The 16,611-nt window shown below is 62.8% G+C and carries 16 protein-coding genes; all 16 read left to right on the top strand.

Annotated elements, in window-relative coordinates; genetic code table 11:
* Nucleotides 1-74 precede the first annotated feature (74 nt).
* The 16 genes from tpiA (at nucleotide 75) to ASG25_RS00770 (ending at nucleotide 16,605) form a co-directional block, all read left to right on the top strand.
* Entirely contained in the window at nucleotides 75-845 is a 771-nt protein-coding gene (gene tpiA / locus ASG25_RS00845) for a triose-phosphate isomerase (protein ID WP_062468171.1), read from the top strand.
* Nucleotides 846-1,044: 199 nt separating this feature from the next.
* The gene (gene secG / locus ASG25_RS00840) at nucleotides 1,045-1,716 is read left to right on the top strand and encodes a preprotein translocase subunit SecG (RefSeq protein WP_062468170.1); all 672 of its coding nucleotides are present in this window, start codon (nucleotides 1,045-1,047) and stop codon (nucleotides 1,714-1,716) included.
* 104 nt (nucleotides 1,717-1,820) lie between these two features.
* The gene (locus tag ASG25_RS00835) at nucleotides 1,821-3,488 is read left to right on the top strand and encodes a CTP synthase (protein ID WP_062468168.1); all 1,668 of its coding nucleotides are present in this window, start codon (nucleotides 1,821-1,823) and stop codon (nucleotides 3,486-3,488) included.
* 87 nt (nucleotides 3,489-3,575) lie between these two features.
* Nucleotides 3,576-4,007 carry a GNAT family N-acetyltransferase gene (locus ASG25_RS00830; RefSeq protein WP_244479290.1) on the top strand — a complete coding sequence of 144 codons (432 nt, stop codon included), beginning with the start codon at nucleotides 3,576-3,578 and terminating at the stop codon, nucleotides 4,005-4,007.
* Nucleotides 4,008-4,127: 120 nt separating this feature from the next.
* Nucleotides 4,128-4,700, top strand: a complete 573-nt coding sequence (locus tag ASG25_RS00825; RefSeq protein ID WP_062468166.1) for a transglycosylase SLT domain-containing protein — start codon at nucleotides 4,128-4,130, stop codon at nucleotides 4,698-4,700.
* A gap of 117 nt (nucleotides 4,701-4,817) precedes the next feature.
* Nucleotides 4,818-5,723 carry a VOC family protein gene (locus tag ASG25_RS00820; RefSeq protein WP_062468164.1) on the top strand — a complete coding sequence of 302 codons (906 nt, stop codon included), beginning with the start codon at nucleotides 4,818-4,820 and terminating at the stop codon, nucleotides 5,721-5,723.
* 2 nt (nucleotides 5,724-5,725) lie between these two features.
* Complete coding sequence (gene kdsA, locus ASG25_RS00815; RefSeq protein ID WP_062468162.1) at nucleotides 5,726-6,565, top strand: 3-deoxy-8-phosphooctulonate synthase; 840 nt, start codon at nucleotides 5,726-5,728, stop codon at nucleotides 6,563-6,565.
* Between the two features lie 79 nt (nucleotides 6,566-6,644).
* Nucleotides 6,645-7,919 (top strand): phosphopyruvate hydratase, encoded by a 1,275-nt coding sequence (eno, locus tag ASG25_RS00810; protein WP_062468160.1) that lies wholly within the window; start codon nucleotides 6,645-6,647, stop codon nucleotides 7,917-7,919.
* Nucleotides 7,920-8,078: 159 nt separating this feature from the next.
* Nucleotides 8,079-8,387: a septum formation initiator family protein gene (locus ASG25_RS00805; protein WP_062468159.1), complete on the top strand. Its 309-nt coding sequence runs from the start codon at nucleotides 8,079-8,081 to the stop codon at nucleotides 8,385-8,387.
* A 148-nt stretch (nucleotides 8,388-8,535) separates the two neighbouring features.
* A complete protein-coding gene (gene pdhA, locus ASG25_RS00800) occupies nucleotides 8,536-9,573 on the top strand; it encodes a pyruvate dehydrogenase (acetyl-transferring) E1 component subunit alpha (RefSeq protein WP_062468156.1) in 1,038 nt (345 codons plus the stop codon).
* Between the two features lie 21 nt (nucleotides 9,574-9,594).
* Nucleotides 9,595-11,016 carry a pyruvate dehydrogenase complex E1 component subunit beta gene (locus tag ASG25_RS00795; RefSeq protein ID WP_062468154.1) on the top strand — a complete coding sequence of 474 codons (1,422 nt, stop codon included), beginning with the start codon at nucleotides 9,595-9,597 and terminating at the stop codon, nucleotides 11,014-11,016.
* A gap of 13 nt (nucleotides 11,017-11,029) precedes the next feature.
* Entirely contained in the window at nucleotides 11,030-12,388 is a 1,359-nt protein-coding gene (locus ASG25_RS00790) for a pyruvate dehydrogenase complex dihydrolipoamide acetyltransferase (RefSeq protein ID WP_062468153.1), read from the top strand.
* Nucleotides 12,389-12,480: 92 nt separating this feature from the next.
* Nucleotides 12,481-13,119 (top strand): SGNH/GDSL hydrolase family protein, encoded by a 639-nt coding sequence (locus ASG25_RS00785; RefSeq protein ID WP_062468151.1) that lies wholly within the window; start codon nucleotides 12,481-12,483, stop codon nucleotides 13,117-13,119.
* Between the two features lie 106 nt (nucleotides 13,120-13,225).
* Nucleotides 13,226-14,671, top strand: a complete 1,446-nt coding sequence (gene lpdA / locus ASG25_RS00780; RefSeq protein ID WP_062468149.1) for a dihydrolipoyl dehydrogenase — start codon at nucleotides 13,226-13,228, stop codon at nucleotides 14,669-14,671.
* A gap of 211 nt (nucleotides 14,672-14,882) precedes the next feature.
* A complete protein-coding gene (lipA, locus tag ASG25_RS00775; RefSeq protein WP_062468145.1) occupies nucleotides 14,883-15,860 on the top strand; it encodes a lipoyl synthase in 978 nt (325 codons plus the stop codon).
* A 172-nt stretch (nucleotides 15,861-16,032) separates the two neighbouring features.
* The gene (locus ASG25_RS00770) at nucleotides 16,033-16,605 is read left to right on the top strand and encodes an AAA family ATPase (RefSeq protein WP_062468143.1); all 573 of its coding nucleotides are present in this window, start codon (nucleotides 16,033-16,035) and stop codon (nucleotides 16,603-16,605) included.
* The last annotated feature ends 6 nt before the right edge of the window (nucleotides 16,606-16,611 follow it).

The raw sequence follows: 16,611 nt of genomic DNA, 5'->3' as shown, positions 1-16,611 counted from the left end.
CGTCATGAATGCTTTCCACGACCGGAGGGATTTGCTACGGCCGATCCATCGTCGGAAAACGGGAGAGAAGCCGAATGACACCTGATGTGCGTCCGCTTGTTGCGGGGAACTGGAAGATGAACGGGCTCCGCGCCTCTCTCGACCAGATCAAGGCGATGGCAGAGGGGGTCAAGGGCCCGCTGTCGGAAAAGGTCGAGGCGCTCATCTGCCCGCCCGCGACGCTTCTCTACGTGGCGACGGCCCTCTGCGACGACAGTCCGCTCGCCATCGGCGCACAGGATTGCCACATTGCCGTGTCGGGTGCCCACACGGGCGATATCTCCGCGGACATGATTGCCGACTGCTTCGGAACCTACGTCATCGTCGGACACTCCGAGCGTCGCACCGACCACGCCGAAACCGATGCGGTCGTGCGGGCAAAGACGCAAGCGGCTCTCGCAGCCGGGCTCACCGCAATCGTCTGCATCGGCGAGACCGGCGACGAGCGCAAGGCCGGCCAGACTCTCGACGTCCTCAAGCGCCAGCTCGACGGCTCGCTGCCCGATGAGATCACGGCAAAGAACACGGTCATCGCCTACGAACCCGTATGGGCGATCGGGACGGGCCTCACGCCCACGGCCGGCGATGTCGAGGAGGCGCATGCCTTCATGCGCAAGGAGCTTGCGGCGCGCTTTGGCAGCGCGGGATCGGCCATGCGGATTCTCTATGGCGGCTCGGTGAAGCCGGCCAATGCCGTCGAATTGATGGGCATCGCCAATGTCGACGGTGCTCTGATCGGCGGCGCCAGCTTGAAGGCGCAGGACTTCCTCGCCATCTACGGCGCGTACGAGCAGCTGCTCGGCTGAATCATCGGGCTTGGAATAGCGGGCTGCTTGGTATATTGAGCCCGCGAAACCGAAATTCGCTGCGAGCAAGCGGCCGGGAACGTGCGGCTGTTCCGTGCCCGGCTTTTCGTGAAGATTTGCGGCAAGAGAGACGTCAAGTGCGGGTGACGAACGGCGACACGGCCGGGGTCCTGCGCGCTTCAAGCCAGGACTGGACGAAATGCAGGAAGTATTGCTTGTCATCTATCTCATGGTCGTACTGGCGCTGATCGGCGTCGTGCTGATCCAGCGCTCGGAAGGCGGCGGTCTTGGTGTCGGCGGCGGCTCGGGCTTCATGTCCGCGCGGGGCACGGCGAACGCGCTGACCCGCACGACGGCCATTCTCGCAACGCTCTTCTTCGTCCTTGCGCTCGCCATGAGCATCTATGCCCGCTACCAGCCCAATGCGACCGATGTCCTCGATCGCATCCCGGGAACGACCAACAACGGCAACGGCGTCCTCGATTCTCTCGGTGGCACGACGACGCCGCCTGCCACGACGGCACCGGCGACCACGACCCCCGCAACCCCGGCTCCCGCAGCTTCGGCTCCCGCCGCCCAGGGCAACGGCGTTCCGACCGGTGGCGATACGCCTGCGACACCTGCGCCGGCGAGCTCTGCGCCTGCAAACACGGCACCCGCAACGTCCGCTCCCGCTGCACCGGCGCCTGCTCCGTCGAACACGATGGCACCGGCAAACACGATGGCACCGGCGAACACGACCGCACCGGCTCCGACGGCGACCCCGGCCACGCCGGCACCCGCCGCGAATGCACCTGCCGCGAATGCACCTGCTGCCGCACCGGCCACGCCGCCCGCATCGACCGGCACCGGCGCACCGACCGCGCAGTAAGCAGAGCACAGCTCAAACCGACCGGCGGAACTTGTTTTCCGCCGGTTTTCTTTTGTGCGTCATCGACGCCGCCACCTCAAATCTGGGGAGTGCGGCATTTTTCGATGGCGGAATCGATCTCGAAAAGGTATCCGGTCAAGCCCATGGCGCGATATGTATTCATCACCGGCGGCGTGGTTTCGTCCCTTGGAAAAGGGATTGCCGCAGCCGCTCTCGGCGCGTTGCTGCAGGCCCGTGGTTATCGGGTGCGGCTCCGCAAACTCGACCCCTACCTGAACGTCGATCCGGGCACCATGAGCCCGACGCAGCACGGCGAAGTTTTCGTCACCGACGACGGTGCGGAGACGGACCTCGACCTCGGTCACTACGAGCGCTTCACCGGCCGCTCCGCCACCAAGACCGACAACATCACGACGGGCCGCATCTACAAGAACATCATCGACAAGGAACGGCGCGGCGATTACCTCGGCGCGACCGTTCAGGTGATCCCGCACGTGACGAACGAGATCAAGGCGTTCGTTACCGAGGGCAATGAGGATTATGATTTCGTCATCTGCGAAATCGGCGGAACGGTCGGCGATATCGAGGCCATGCCGTTCATGGAGGCGATCCGCCAGCTGAAGAACGACCTGCCGCGCGGCGCGGCCGTGTTCGTTCACCTGACCCTGATGCCGTATATCCCGGCCGCGGGCGAACTGAAGACCAAGCCGACGCAGCATTCCGTGAAGGAACTGCAGGCGCTCGGCATTCACCCCGACATTCTGCTGGTGCGCGCCGACCGGGAAATCCCGGAAGCCGAGCGACGCAAGCTTTCGCTGTTCTGCAACGTGCGTCCGTCTGCCGTCATCCAGGCCCTCGATGTTGCCAGCATCTATGATGTGCCGATCGCCTATCACAAGGAAGGCCTCGATTCGGAAGTGCTTGCCGCCTTCGGCATCGAGCCTGCACCGAAGCCCCGACTCGACAGCTGGGAAAACGTCTACGATCGGATCCGCACGCCCGAGGGCGAGGTTACGATCGCGATCGTCGGCAAGTATACCGGCCTCAAGGACGCCTACAAATCCCTGATCGAAGCCCTCTATCACGGCGGTATCGCCAATCGGGTGAAGGTGAAGCTCGAGTGGATCGAGTCGGAGGTCTTCGAAAAGGAGGATCCGGCGCCGTATCTCGAGAAGGTCAACGGCATCCTGGTGCCGGGCGGCTTCGGCGAGCGCGGATCGGAAGGCAAGATCTTGGCGGCGCGCTTCGCCCGCGAACGCAAGGTTCCCTATTTCGGGATCTGCTTCGGCATGCAGATGGCGGTGGTCGAAGCTGCTCGCAATCTGGCCGGTATCGAAAAGGCGTCCTCGACTGAATTCGGTCCCACGGCCGAGCCGGTGGTCGGGCTGATGACCGAGTGGATCAGGGGGAACGAGCTTCAGAAGCGCACGGCTTCCGGCGATCTCGGCGGCACCATGCGCCTCGGCGCCTACAAAGCGTCGCTGAAAAAGGGAACGAAGATCGCCGATATCTACGGCTCCGGCGACATTTCCGAGCGTCATCGTCACCGCTATGAGGTGAACATCGACTACAAGGAACGCCTCGAAGGCTGCGGCCTCGTGTTCTCCGGCATGTCGCCCGACGGTGTCCTGCCGGAAACGATCGAGTATCCGGATCATCCCTGGTTCATCGGTGTCCAGTATCACCCGGAACTGAAATCCCGGCCGCTCGACCCTCATCCGCTCTTCGCCAGCTTCATCGAAGCCGCGGTCGAGCAGACCCGGCTCGTCTGAGCGGTGCAGAACGGTTTGCCGCCTGAGGCCGACGTCATCCTCCGACCCGCGAGGGCCGGAGATGAAAGCGGGATCGTCGCTCTGATCTTGCCCATCCAGGCAGGCGAGTTCGGCTTTTCGATCACTGCCGCCGATCAGCCCGACCTCGCCGATATCGACGGTTTCTACCGTCGCGGGCGCGGTGGGTTCTGGGTGGCGGACGATGGCGGTCGCATCGTCGGAACGATAGCGCTTAGGGATTTGGGAGACGGGCAGGGCGCCTTGCGCAAGATGTTCGTCGCTGCCAGTCATCGCGGGGCCAGTCATCGCGGGTCCAGTCATCGCGGGTCCAGCGATCGCGGCCTGGGCGACGGGATCGCGCAGCGGCTTCTCGACATCCTCGTTCAGCATGCCGCCGCAAACGGCTTCTCCGTCATCGTCTTGGGCACGACCGATCGCTTTGTTGCGGCGCATCGCTTCTATGAGAAGAATGGTTTTGCGACCGTCGATGCGGGCGACCTGCCGGCTGGCTTCCCCTGAATGGATCTCGATACGCGGTTCTACCGTCGCACGATCTGACCCCGCGCATTTGCCGGAACGATCAAAACCAACTTTTAACGTTTACCTGCGATTCATTTCGTTCGAATTGGATCGAGAGCGATGCGTTTATTGATTATCGTCGCCCTGATGGCGCTTGCCGGCTGTGCAACGGCACCGAAGAACACACGGAACGCCTGCGCGATCTTCGAGCAGCGCGACGGGTGGTTCAACAATTGGCAGCGGGCTGCACGGCATGCGGAAAGACAGTATGGCGTTCCCGTGCCCATCCTGATGGCGACGATCTACACGGAATCGAACTTCCAGCCCTATGCAAAGCCCCCGCGCACCAAGCTGCTCGGCTTCATCCCGTGGAAGCGGGTGTCCAGCGCGTACGGTTATTCGCAGGCGCTCGACGGGACCTGGAACGAATATCGCGCCTCGACGGGGCGCTGGATGGCCAAACGGACCAACTTCTCCGATGCCATCCATTTCGTCGGCTGGTATCACGCACGCAACCACCGCAAGAACGGCATCGCGCTCAACGATGCGTACAGCCTCTATCTCGCCTATTATTCGGGCGACGCGGGCTTTGCGCGCGGCTCTTGGCGCGGCAATGCCGGTCTTCAGGCGACCGCCCGCCGGTCTGCGGCTCTTGCATCCTCCTATGCAGGGCAGCTCCGCAACTGCGACTAGCCCGTCAGCGCGGGGTTCCCGTCGAGCCTCTCAACTCCAGCCTTGAAATGTCGGCCCGAAGATGCCAAGCACCCGGGAACGCTTGGTTCGTGCCGGCGTGACGAGGAGAAGCGGACGATGAGAGACGACCGACCGGCGATCGCAGGCCATGTCCGGCGCCATCTCGATCATCTCGTTCTCCCGGTCGGCGACCTTGCCACGGCCCGTGCGCGTCTCTCCCGAATAGGCTTCACGGTGGCCGCGGATGCCCTGCATCCCTTCGGCACCGAAAATGCCTGCGTATTCTTCGCCGACAAGACCTATCTCGAACCGTTGGCTGTCGCCGTGCGCGAGGACTGCGAAGCTGCGGCCCTTACAGGCAATGTCTTCGTCGCGCGCGACCAGGCCTATCGCTTCCGGCGTGGGCAGGATGGGTTCTCAGCGCTTGTCTTTTCCACAGACGATGCCGCCGCCGATCATCTCCGGTTTCAGGGCAGCGGCCTGTCGGGCGGTGACATCCTGGAGTTCTCGCGGCCGATGAAGCGACCGGACGGGAGCGAGGCGATCGGGCAGTTTCGGCTCGCTTTCGCCAGCGACCTGCGCGCGCCCGATCTCTTCTGCTTCACCTGTCAGCGCGTCCAGCCGCTACCGTCCGACCGTTCCACGCTCGAAAACCACGCAAATGGCGTGACCGGCATCCGCAAAGTCATTCTGTCCGAGCCCAATCCGACGGACTTCCAGTATGTTCTGCAGCAAGTGGTGGACGCGCGCGAAACGGAGGCGCATTCCTTCGGCATGGACATCGAGACGGAAAACGCCGAGATTTCCGTCCTCAACGAGGCGGGCATGCGAGCGTATCTCGGCGTCGAGGAGGCGCTCCCTGAGCGCGGACTTCGCGCGCGTGCGATCGTCTTTACCGTTGACGATCTTGCTGCGACGCAGGCCGCTCTGGCTGAAAACGCCATCGATCACATCAAGCGCGGCGATACGCTGCTCGTTCCGCCAGCGCCCGGACAGGGCGCCATCTTCGTATTTGGAGAATGACCATGAATACCAATGCATCTGTCGTCGTCGGCGAGGGCGCGCGCGCCGTGACCTTCTCGCAGGGGTCGAAACTGTCGCTGATCGCCGGTCCCTGCCAGATGGAGAGCCGTGACCACGCCTTCATGATCGCCGGCCGCATGGTGGAACTCTGCGACAAGCTCGGCCTCGGTCTCGTCTACAAATCCTCCTTCGACAAGGCCAATCGTACGTCGCTGGCCGGTCAGCGCGGCATCGGCCTTGAGAAGGCCATGGAGATCTTTGCCGATCTCAAGGCGGAATACGGCTTCCCCGTTCTGACGGACATCCACACGGAAGAACATTGCGCCCTCGTCGCACCGACAGTCGATATTCTGCAGATTCCTGCCTTTCTCTGCCGTCAGACGGACCTGCTGGTCGCGGCCGCAAAGACCGGCCGGACCATCAACGTCAAGAAGGGCCAGTTTCTCGCGCCGTGGGACATGAAGAACGTCCTTGCCAAGTTCACCGACAGCGGCAATCCCAACGTGCTTCTTTGCGAACGCGGAGCCTCGTTCGGCTACAACACGCTGGTCTCGGACATGCGCTCCCTGCCGATCATGGCAGGCCTCGGCGCCCCCGTGGTCTTTGATGCGACCCATTCGGTGCAGCAGCCAGGCGGGCAGGGCACGTCCTCGGGCGGCCAAAGGGAGTTCGTCGAGACGCTCGCGCGTGCGGCCGTTGCCGTCGGTGTGGCGGGCGTCTTCATCGAAACGCACGAGGACCCGGACAATGCCCCTTCGGACGGTCCGAACATGGTGAACATCAACGACATGCCGCGTTTGCTCGAAACCCTGCTCGCCTTCGATTCCATCTCCAAGCGCTGACAGGCGCTGCCATTGTAATTTCATGGCCGTGGATTAAGACAGGCCATCCGCCCACCACCCAAAGACAGGGAAGAGACCCATGACAACCATCATCGACATCATCGGCCGCGAAATCCTCGACAGCCGCGGCAACCCGACGGTCGAAGTCGACGTGCATCTGGAAGACGGCAGCTTCGGTCGTGCTGCGGTTCCCTCCGGTGCGTCGACGGGTGCGCATGAGGCGGTCGAACTGCGCGACGGCGGGTCGCGCTATCTCGGAAAGGGCGTCGAACGCGCCGTCGAATTCGTCAACGGCGAAATCTACGAAGCCATCGGAGGCCTCGACGCCGAGAATCAGATCCAGATCGACCAGGTCATGATCGAGCTCGACGGCACCGAGAACAAGTCGCGCCTCGGTGCAAACGCCATTCTGGGCGTGTCGCTCGCCGTTGCCAAGGCCGCTGCCGAATCGGCTGGCTTGCCGCTCTACCGCTACATCGGCGGCCCGAACGCCCATTATCTGCCGGTACCGATGATGAACATCATCAACGGCGGCGCACATGCGGATAACCCGATCGATTTCCAGGAGTTCATGATCGTTCCGGTCGGTGCCGATTCCATCCGCGACGCCGTCCGCATGGGTTCGGAAGTCTTCCACACGCTGAAGAAGCAGCTGTCGGCCGACGGCCACAACACGAATGTCGGCGATGAAGGCGGCTTTGCGCCCGGCCTCGCCTCTGCGCCGGCAGCGCTCGACTTCATCATGAGCTCGATCGAAAAAGCCGGCTACAAGCCGGGCGAAGACATGTTCATCGCGCTGGATTGCGCGTCGACCGAGTTCTTCAAGGATGGCAAGTATCATCTCGAAGGCGAGGGCCGCGTCCTCGAGCCGGAAGCCATGGCGGACTACCTCGCCGAACTCGCCGGCAAGTACCCGATCTTCTCGATCGAGGACGGCATGGGCGAAGACGACTGGAACGGCTGGAAGTACCTGACCGACAAGATCGGCTCCAAGGTCCAGCTCGTCGGCGACGATCTCTTCGTGACCAACTCCAAGCGTCTGCGCGATGGCATCAAGATGGGTGTCGCCAACTCCATCCTCGTCAAGGTGAACCAGATCGGCTCGCTGTCGGAAACCCTCGACGCTGTTGAGACAGCGCACAAGGCGCGTTACTCGGCCGTCATGTCGCATCGTTCGGGCGAAACCGAAGACAGCACGATTTCCGATCTCGCGGTCGCCACCAATTGCGGACAGATCAAGACCGGTTCGCTTGCGCGCTCCGACCGGACCGCGAAGTACAACCAGCTGATCCGCATCGAAGAGCAGCTCGGCCCGCAGGCCCAGTACATGGGTCGCTCGATCCTGCGCAGCTGATACGTCTCGTCCAGCCTGATCGTCGAAAGCCCGGACCTCCCCGCGAGGTCCGGGCTTTTTTCGTTTTCGGTCCGCCGCGTCCCGATGTTCACTATGGTCAACGCTCGATTAACACATGCCGGTTACAGTGAGCGCAGTAGCGTAGCAGGGCGTCAGCGTATGTGGACCAAACATCATCGGAAGCGGAAACTCGGGCGGTTTGCCATGCCGCTGATCACGGTCGCCTTCCTCTCCTATTTCTCCTATCACTCGATCCATGGCGACTTCGGCTTGCGGGCCACGGAGGTCTTCGATCGCCAGCGCGTCGAGCGTCAGGCCACGTTGAAAGACCTCACCGAAAAACGCCAGCTGCTGGAGAAGGAGGTCGCCTTGCTGAGCGACGGCTCCATGGAGCGCGACATGCTGGATGAAAAAGCCCGCTTCGGACTCAACATGTCTCGCGCCGACGAGATCGTCATCTTTCACTGATTGGACACTTAACCGGAATTTTGTTAATCCTGATTAAGTCAATCTTCTCAGTGTCTTGAGACGAATATAAGCCATGCAAATATAGCATTGCTGTTGTTGCGCACTTTCCCTATGGTAGCCGCAAAACGCTAACCAAAGGGAGGATCGCATGGCACCGCGTCAAAACGCGCCCGTATCCAGCCGCGGCAAATTCGCAGCCAAGGATTTCGCCAACGGTACGATCGTAGACTTCGACCGCGAGCAGGATCTGAAAGCCTATCGCGAGATGCTCCTCATCCGTCGTTTCGAAGAAAAGGCCGGCCAACTCTATGGCATGGGCTTCATCGGCGGCTTCTGTCATCTCTACATCGGTCAGGAGGCTGTTGTCGTCGGCATGCAGATGGCCCTGAAGGACGGTGATCAGGTCATCACCGGCTACCGGGATCACGGGCACATGCTGGCAACCGGCATGAGTGCGCGCGGCGTGATGGCCGAGCTGACCGGGCGCCAGGGCGGCTACAGCCGGGGCAAGGGCGGCTCTATGCACATGTTCTCCAAGGAAAAGAACTTCTACGGCGGCCATGGCATCGTCGGAGCGCAGGTGTCGCTCGGCACCGGTCTCGCCTTCGCCAACAGCTACCGCGGCAACGACAATGTTTCTCTCGCCTATTTCGGCGACGGCGCGGCCAATCAGGGCCAGGTCTATGAGAGCTTCAACATGGCGGCGCTCTGGAAGCTCCCCTGCATCTACATCATCGAGAACAACCGTTACGCCATGGGCACGTCGGTCGCCCGTGCATCTGCCGGCGTCGACTTCTCGCAGCGTGGCGCCGCCATCGGTATTCCCGGCTATCAGGTCGACGGCATGGATGTCCGCGCCGTCAAGGCGGCCGGCGACGAGGCCGTTGCCCACTGCCGCGAAGGCAAGGGTCCGGTCATTCTGGAAATGCAGACCTACCGCTATCGCGGCCACTCCATGTCCGACCCGGCGAAGTATCGCTCGAAGGACGAGGTTCAGAAGATGCGGTCCGAGCACGACCCGATCGAGCAGGTAAAGGTTCGCCTGCTGGAGAAGGGCTGGGCCACCGAGGACGAGCTGAAGGCGATCGACAAGGACGTCCGCGACATCGTGGCCGACAGCGCCGATTTCGCGCAGAACGATCCGGAGCCGGATGTATCCGAGCTCTACACCGACATTCTTCTGTGATCCGGGACGAGGGATTGATCCATGCCTATTGAAATTCTGATGCCCGCCCTTTCCCCGACCATGGAAGAAGGCACGCTCTCCAAATGGTTGAAGAAGGAAGGCGATACCGTTGCGTCCGGCGACGTGATCGCGGAAATCGAGACGGACAAGGCCACCATGGAAGTGGAGGCCGTCGATGAAGGCACGATCGGCAAGATCTTGATCGAAGCCGGCACGGAGAACGTGAAGGTCAACACGGCCATCGCGCTGCTGCTCCAGGAAGGCGAGAGCGCCGACGACGCGGCGAGCGCGAAGCCGGCCGCTCCGAAGGCCGATGCCGACACGCCAGCCGCGACCTCGAATGATGCCGGTGGCAAGGCACGGGAATCGGGCGAAGAGCCGACAGCCAAGGCCGACAGCAAGGTGCCCGCGGCACCGAAGGTCGATGTTGCCGCCGATCCGGATATCCCGGCCGGCACGGAAATGGTCTCCACGACGGTGCGTGAAGCGCTGCGCGATGCGATGGCCGAGGAAATGCGCCGCGACGGTGACGTCTTCATCATGGGTGAGGAAGTTGCCGAGTACCAGGGCGCCTACAAGATCACGCAGGGCCTGCTGCAGGAGTTCGGTGCGCGTCGCGTCGTCGACACGCCGATCACCGAACACGGCTTTGCCGGCGTCGGCGTCGGCGCGGCCATGGCCGGCCTGAAGCCGATCGTGGAGTTCATGACGTTCAACTTCGCCATGCAGGCGATCGACCACATCATCAACTCGGCAGCCAAGACGCTCTACATGTCAGGCGGCCAGATGGGTGCCCCGATCGTATTTCGTGGGCCGAACGGCGCGGCCGCCCGCGTCGGCGCGCAGCACAGCCAGGATTACGCAGTCTGGTACAGCCACATCCCCGGCTTGAAGGTCATCGCACCCTACACGGCTGCGGATGCCAAGGGTCTCCTGAAGGCGGCGATTCGGGATCCGAACCCGATCATCTTCCTCGAAAACGAAATCCTCTACGGCCAGTCCTTCGACGTTCCGAAGCTGGACGATTTCGTTCTTCCGATCGGCAAGGCGCGGGTCCACAAGACCGGGAAGGACGTCACGATCGTGTCGTTCGGCATCGGCATGACCTATTCGCTGAAGGCGATCGCCGAACTCGAGAAGGACGGCATCGACGTCGAGCTGATCGACCTGCGCACGATCCGGCCGATGGACCTGCCGACGATCATCGAGTCGGTCAAGAAGACCGGCCGCCTGGTGACCGTCGAGGAGGGATATCCGCAGTCGTCCGTCGGCACCGAGATCGCAACGCGCGTCATGCAGCAGGCCTTCGACTATCTCGATGCGCCGATCCTGACGATTGCCGGCAAGGACGTTCCGATGCCCTACGCGGCAAACCTCGAAAAGCTGGCTCTGCCGAATGTCGGTGAAGTCGTCGAGGCGGTGAAGACCGTCTGCTACAAGTAAGGGAAGCGGGATCATGCCGATCAACATCACCATGCCCGCGCTTTCTCCGACCATGGAGGAGGGTAACCTTGCCAAATGGCTCGTGAAGGAAGGCGATACCGTCAAGTCCGGCGATGTCATCGCTGAGATCGAGACCGACAAGGCGACAATGGAAGTCGAAGCCGTCGATGAAGGCGTCGTCGCAAAGCTCGTCGTTCCCGCCGGCACCGAAGGGGTCAAGGTCAACGCCCTGATCGCCATTCTCGCCGCCGATGGCGAGGATGTTGGCGCTGCCGCCGCAGGCGGCGGCGCTTCGGCGCCAAAGGCCGAGGCTCAGCCTGCCAAGGCTCCGTCCGAGCCCTCGAAGACTGCCGAGCCGGCTGCCGCGAACACATCGTCGGCACCGCAGGCACAGGCACCTTCCGCCGCAAAGACCGATGGGGACAAGCGCGTCTTCTCGTCGCCGCTCGCCCGCCGTCTCGCCAAGGAGGCCGGTCTCGATCTTTCGGCGGTCACCGGCACCGGCCCGAAGGGCCGCGTGATCAAGAGCGACGTCGAAAAAGCGGTTGCCGGCGGCATCGGCAAGGCATCGATCGCTCCTTCCGCAGCACCTGCGACAGCGGCCGCACCGGTCGCGGCATCGGCGCCGAAGGGCATGTCCGACGAGCAGGTCCTGAAGAACTTTGCCGAGGGCTCCTACGATCTCGTGCCACATGACGGCATGCGCAAGACGATCGCCAAGCGCCTTCAGGAATCCAAGCAGACGATCCCGCATTTCTACGTCTCCGTGGATTGCGAACTGGATGCGCTGCTGTCGCTGCGCGCACAGCTGAACGCTGCGGCTCCCGAGAAGGACGGCAAGCCGGCCTACAAGCTCTCGGTCAACGACATGGTCATCAAGGCGCTGGCACTTGCCCTGCGCGATGTGCCGGATGCGAACGTTTCCTGGACCGAGACCAATATGGTCAAGCACAAGCATGCCGATGTCGGCGTGGCCGTGTCGATCCCGGGCGGTCTCATCACCCCGATCGTTCGCTCGGCCGAACTGAAGAGCCTTTCGGCCATCTCCAACGAGATGAAAGACCTCGGCGCCCGCGCCAAGGGCCGCAAGCTGAAGCCGGAAGAGTATCAGGGCGGCACGACGGCCGTTTCCAACATGGGCATGATGGGCGTCAAGAACTTTGCCGCCGTCGTCAACCCGCCGCATGCGACGATCCTTGCGATCGGCGCCGGGGAAGAGCGTGTCGTCGTGAAGAAGGGCGAGATGAAAATCGCCAACGTCATGACGGTGACCCTCTCGACCGACCACCGCGCGGTCGATGGCGCGTTGGGTGCCGAGCTGCTGGGCGCGTTCAAGCGCTACATCGAAAATCCGATGGGCATGCTGGTGTGATCCGAGACGACGGAGCGTGGAGCAACGCTCCGTCGTTTCTCAGGAACGATGTCTGCAACGATCTTCGGGAATGACAGGGAGGCGGCGACGAGATGAAGACAGTCCTCTGCTACGGCGACAGCCTCACCTGGGGATATGACGCCGCCGCGCCCGGGCGCCATGCACTGGCGGACCGCTGGCCGACCGTTCTCGGCAATGCGCTGGGCGAAGGCGTTCATGTCATCGCAGAAGGCCTCAACGGACGCACCACGGCCTATGACGACCATCTGGCCGATGCGGACCGCAATGGCGCCCGGATTCTTCCGACCGTGCTCCACAGCCACGATCCGATTGATCTCGTGATCTTTCTGCTCGGCACCAATGATATGAAGCCCGTCGTGCACGGGACCGCATTCGGAGCGGTTCAGGGCATCGAGCGGCTGGTCGAGCTCGTCCGGCATCATGCGTGGTCCTTTGAGGCCGACGCGCCAGACGTTCTGATCGTCTCGCCGCCTCCGGCCTGCGAAACGGCGAATGCCGGTTTCGCTGCGATGTTTGCCGGCGCGCGTGAGCAGTCTGCGATGCTCGCCTCGCTCTATGCGGATCTGGCCGACGAAACGGGCTGCGGCTTCTTCGATGCAGGTTCGGTTGCGAAAACCACGCCGATCGACGGGATTCATCTCGACGCGGAGAACACCAGAGCCATCGGACGCGGCCTCGAGCCGATCGTCCGCGTGATGCTCGGCCTCTAGCGCACGCCGGGCGGAATCCCCATCTTCGCCGCGACGATGCGGTGGCAACAACCATTGTGAATGGCAGCGCCCCAAGCGCGCCTTTAACCGACAGGAAACGCAAGGCATGGCTCAGAATTACGACGTCATCATCATCGGCTCCGGCCCGGGCGGCTACATCGCGGCGATCCGCGCGGCGCAGTTGGGCATGAGGGTGGCCGTCGTCGAGCGCGAACATCTCGCCGGCATCTGCTCGAACTGGGGTTGCATCCCGACCAAGGCACTGCTCCGGTCCGCCGACGTTCTGCACAGTGCCCAGCACGCCAAGAATTACGGGCTGAAGCTCGAAGGAACGATTTCTCCGGACCTGCAGGCAATCGTCGCCCGGTCGCGCGGCATCGCCGAGCGCATGAACGGTGGCGTCAGCTTCCTGTTCAAGAAGAACAAGGTCGATATCATCTGGGGCGAGGCAAAGCTGACAAAGCCCGGCGAGATCGTCGTCGGTCCGATCACCAAGCCGATCGTCCAGCCGCAGGGCCCCATTCCGAAGAACACGCTCGGCGAGGGCACCTACACCGCAAAGCACATCATCGTCGCGACCGGTGCGCGCCCCCGGGCGCTTCCCGGCATCGAGCCCGATGGAAAGCTGATCTGGACCTACTTCGAGGCGATGAAGCCCGAGAAGATGCCCAAGTCGCTTCTGGTCATGGGATCGGGCGCGATCGGCATCGAGTTTGCATCCTTCTACCGGACCATGGGCGTGGATGTGACGGTCGTCGAAGTTCTCAGCCAGGTCATGCCGGTCGAGGACGCGGAGATCTCGACCTTCGCCAAGAAGCAGTTCGACAAGCAGGGCATGAAGATCCTGCTGGAGGCCAAGGTATCCAAGGTCGAGAAGGGCGCAGACAGCGTCACCGCCCATGTCGAGAAGAAGGACGGAACGATCGAAAAGATTACGGCCGACCGCATGATCTCGGCTGTCGGCGTCGTCGGCAACATCGAGAACCTCGGCTTGGAAGCGCTCGGCGTGAAGACGGATCGCGGCTGCATCGTCAGCGACGGCTACGGCAAGACCAATGTGCCTGGCCTCTATGCGATCGGCGACGTCGCCGGTCCGCCGATGCTGGCGCACAAGGCGGAGCATGAAGCCGTCATCTGCATCGAGAAGATCGCAGGACTGCCGAACGTCCACCCGATGGACAAGTTGAAGATCCCGGGCTGCACCTATTGCAATCCGCAGGTCGCGTCTGTCGGCCTGACCGAGGCGAAGGCCAAGGCGGAAGGTCGCGATATCCGCGTCGGTCGCTTCCCGTTCGTCGCCAACGGCAAGGCGATCGCGCTTGGCGAAGACCAGGGCATGGTGAAAACCATCTTCGACAAGAAGACGGGAGAGTTGATCGGAGCGCATCTCGTTGGCGCCGAGGTGACCGAACTGATCCAGGGCTTCGTCGTCGCGATGAACCTCGAGACGACCGAGGAAGACCTGATGCACACCATCTTCCCGCATCCGACCATTTCGGAAACGATGAAGGAAAGCGTGCTCGACGCCTACGGGCGGGCCTTGAACGCCTGATCGTGACTTGACGTCGGCTGCGCGCGGTCGCATCTGAGAGGCCTTGCATGAACGGTCCGTTCTCCCGGACCGACACGAGCAGGAGCGGGCGGTTTCGCCGGCTCGAAGGTTTGAGCGCCCGGCGACACGGCTGCGGCGACAGGACGAGCACCAGAAGCTGATGGTCCGGCCGACACGTCGGGCGGACCAAAGCGGAAAGAAAGAACGATCCATGGTCACCATTCTCGACCGGACTCAGACGACGACCGATGTGCCGCGCGTGCGCCACCCGGAAAAGGCCCACAAGCCGGACACCGAGATGTTGCGCAAGCCGGAGTGGATCCGCGTGAAGGCTCCGACCTCGAAGGGCTATCACGAGACACGCGATCTGGTGCGCTCGCACAAGCTGGTGACGGTTTGCGAGGAGGCGGGTTGCCCCAATATCGGCGAGTGCTGGGAAAAGAAGCACGCGACGTTCATGATCATGGGCGAGATCTGCACCCGTGCCTGCGCCTTCTGCAATGTTGCAACGGGCAAGCCCAATGCACTGGATATGGCCGAACCGGAAAACGTCGCCAAGGCCGTTCGGCAGATGGGGCTGTCGCATGTCGTCATCACCTCGGTCGATCGCGACGATCTGCCCGATGGTGGCGCCGAGCACTTCGAAAAGGTCATATGGGCCATCCGTCTGGCGTCGCCGGAGACGACGATCGAAATCTTGACGCCGGATTTCCTCAAGAAGCCCGGCGCGCTAGAGCGGGTCGTGGCGGCAAAGCCCGACGTGTTCAACCACAATATGGAAACCGTGCCGGGCAACTACCTGACCGTCCGTCCGGGCGCCCGCTACTTCCACTCCATCCGCCTTTTGCAGCGTGTGAAAGAGCTGGATCCCACCATGTTCACCAAATCCGGCATCATGGTTGGCCTTGGCGAGGAGCGGAACGAGGTGCTCCAGCTCATGGACGATCTGCGGACCGCGGATGTCGACTTCCTGACCATCGGCCAGTACCTGCAGCCGACGCGCAAGCACCATAAGGTCGAAGCCTTCGTCACGCCGGAAGAGTTCAAGTCCTACGAGACAGTCGCTTATACCAAGGGCTTCCTGATGGTGGCGTCGAGCCCCCTGACCCGGTCGTCGCATCATGCGGGCGACGATTTCGCACGCCTGCGGGCAGCACGGGAAAAGAAGGTTCTCCTCGCCGCCGAGTAAGGTCTGCTCCGCGTTTCGGTTGGCACGTCAATCCTCTCCCGCGATCAAGACGGATGAGGGCCAGCGATGAGAACCTGGGAGTGTTCGGCCCGGACCGCGCGGGCGCTCATGCGCGACGGCGCGGCAGCAGGGTCGCGGGTCTGCACGGTTTGTCTTCATCAGGAGGGTGACCATGCTGCACGTGTTACTGACCGGTGCGCAAGCGGCCGCGGTGATCTCCGGCGCCAACCGGATCTGCGTGATCGGCTGTTCCGGCAGCGGCAAGACGACACTTGCAAGAGCGCTCGGCGAACGACTGTCCCTGCCGCACATGTCGATGGACAAGGCGTTCTTCTGGCTCCCGGGCTGGAAGAAGCGCAACAAAGCCGAGGAACGCGCGCTGATTGCGCAAGCGGTGGCCACCGAGCGCTGGATCATGGACGGAACGGGATCCTCGAGCTTCGACCTGCGCATGCCTCGGACGGATGTCGTTCTCTGGTTGCGCCTGCCGCGCTGGCTGTGCCTGCTCGGCGTCTTCCGCCGGGCTGCCGGGAGCCATGGCCGTGTTCGCCGTGACATGGCGCCCGGTTGTCCGGAACGGTTTCCCGACCGGGAATTCCTCTCCTACATCTGGAATTTCGAGACCCGTGTCGCTCCGCCCGTTGAAAGGGATATGGCGACATACGGTCCGAACGTCCCGATTTTCACCTTGAAATCGCGCCGGGAGGTGGCCCGCCTCCTTGATCTTGTGTCCGCCGCCGACTAACTGCGT

This window comes from Rhizobium sp. Leaf384, assembly GCF_001424065.1.
Classification (GTDB): Bacteria; Pseudomonadota; Alphaproteobacteria; order Rhizobiales; family Rhizobiaceae; genus Ferranicluibacter.
Note: the sequence above shows the minus strand (reverse complement) of the source record. Positions and strands in the feature narration are given on the sequence as shown.

Excerpts from the sequence above, each read along its gene's own strand:
- tpiA (WP_062468171.1), top strand. The coding sequence starts at position 75 with ATGACACCTGATGTGCGTCCGCTTGTTGCGGGGAACTGGAAGATGAAC.
- secG (WP_062468170.1), top strand. The coding sequence starts at position 1,045 with ATGCAGGAAGTATTGCTTGTCATCTATCTCATGGTCGTACTGGCGCTG.
- ASG25_RS00835 (WP_062468168.1), top strand. The coding sequence starts at position 1,821 with ATGGCGGAATCGATCTCGAAAAGGTATCCGGTCAAGCCCATGGCGCGA.
- ASG25_RS00825 (WP_062468166.1), top strand. The coding sequence starts at position 4,128 with ATGCGTTTATTGATTATCGTCGCCCTGATGGCGCTTGCCGGCTGTGCA.
- ASG25_RS00820 (WP_062468164.1), top strand. The coding sequence starts at position 4,818 with ATGAGAGACGACCGACCGGCGATCGCAGGCCATGTCCGGCGCCATCTC.
- kdsA (WP_062468162.1), top strand. The coding sequence starts at position 5,726 with ATGAATACCAATGCATCTGTCGTCGTCGGCGAGGGCGCGCGCGCCGTG.
- eno (WP_062468160.1), top strand. The coding sequence starts at position 6,645 with ATGACAACCATCATCGACATCATCGGCCGCGAAATCCTCGACAGCCGC.
- ASG25_RS00805 (WP_062468159.1), top strand. The coding sequence starts at position 8,079 with ATGTGGACCAAACATCATCGGAAGCGGAAACTCGGGCGGTTTGCCATG.
- pdhA (WP_062468156.1), top strand. The coding sequence starts at position 8,536 with ATGGCACCGCGTCAAAACGCGCCCGTATCCAGCCGCGGCAAATTCGCA.
- ASG25_RS00795 (WP_062468154.1), top strand. The coding sequence starts at position 9,595 with ATGCCTATTGAAATTCTGATGCCCGCCCTTTCCCCGACCATGGAAGAA.
- ASG25_RS00790 (WP_062468153.1), top strand. The coding sequence starts at position 11,030 with ATGCCGATCAACATCACCATGCCCGCGCTTTCTCCGACCATGGAGGAG.
- ASG25_RS00785 (WP_062468151.1), top strand. The coding sequence starts at position 12,481 with ATGAAGACAGTCCTCTGCTACGGCGACAGCCTCACCTGGGGATATGAC.
- lpdA (WP_062468149.1), top strand. The coding sequence starts at position 13,226 with ATGGCTCAGAATTACGACGTCATCATCATCGGCTCCGGCCCGGGCGGC.
- lipA (WP_062468145.1), top strand. The coding sequence starts at position 14,883 with ATGGTCACCATTCTCGACCGGACTCAGACGACGACCGATGTGCCGCGC.
- ASG25_RS00770 (WP_062468143.1), top strand. The coding sequence starts at position 16,033 with ATGCTGCACGTGTTACTGACCGGTGCGCAAGCGGCCGCGGTGATCTCC.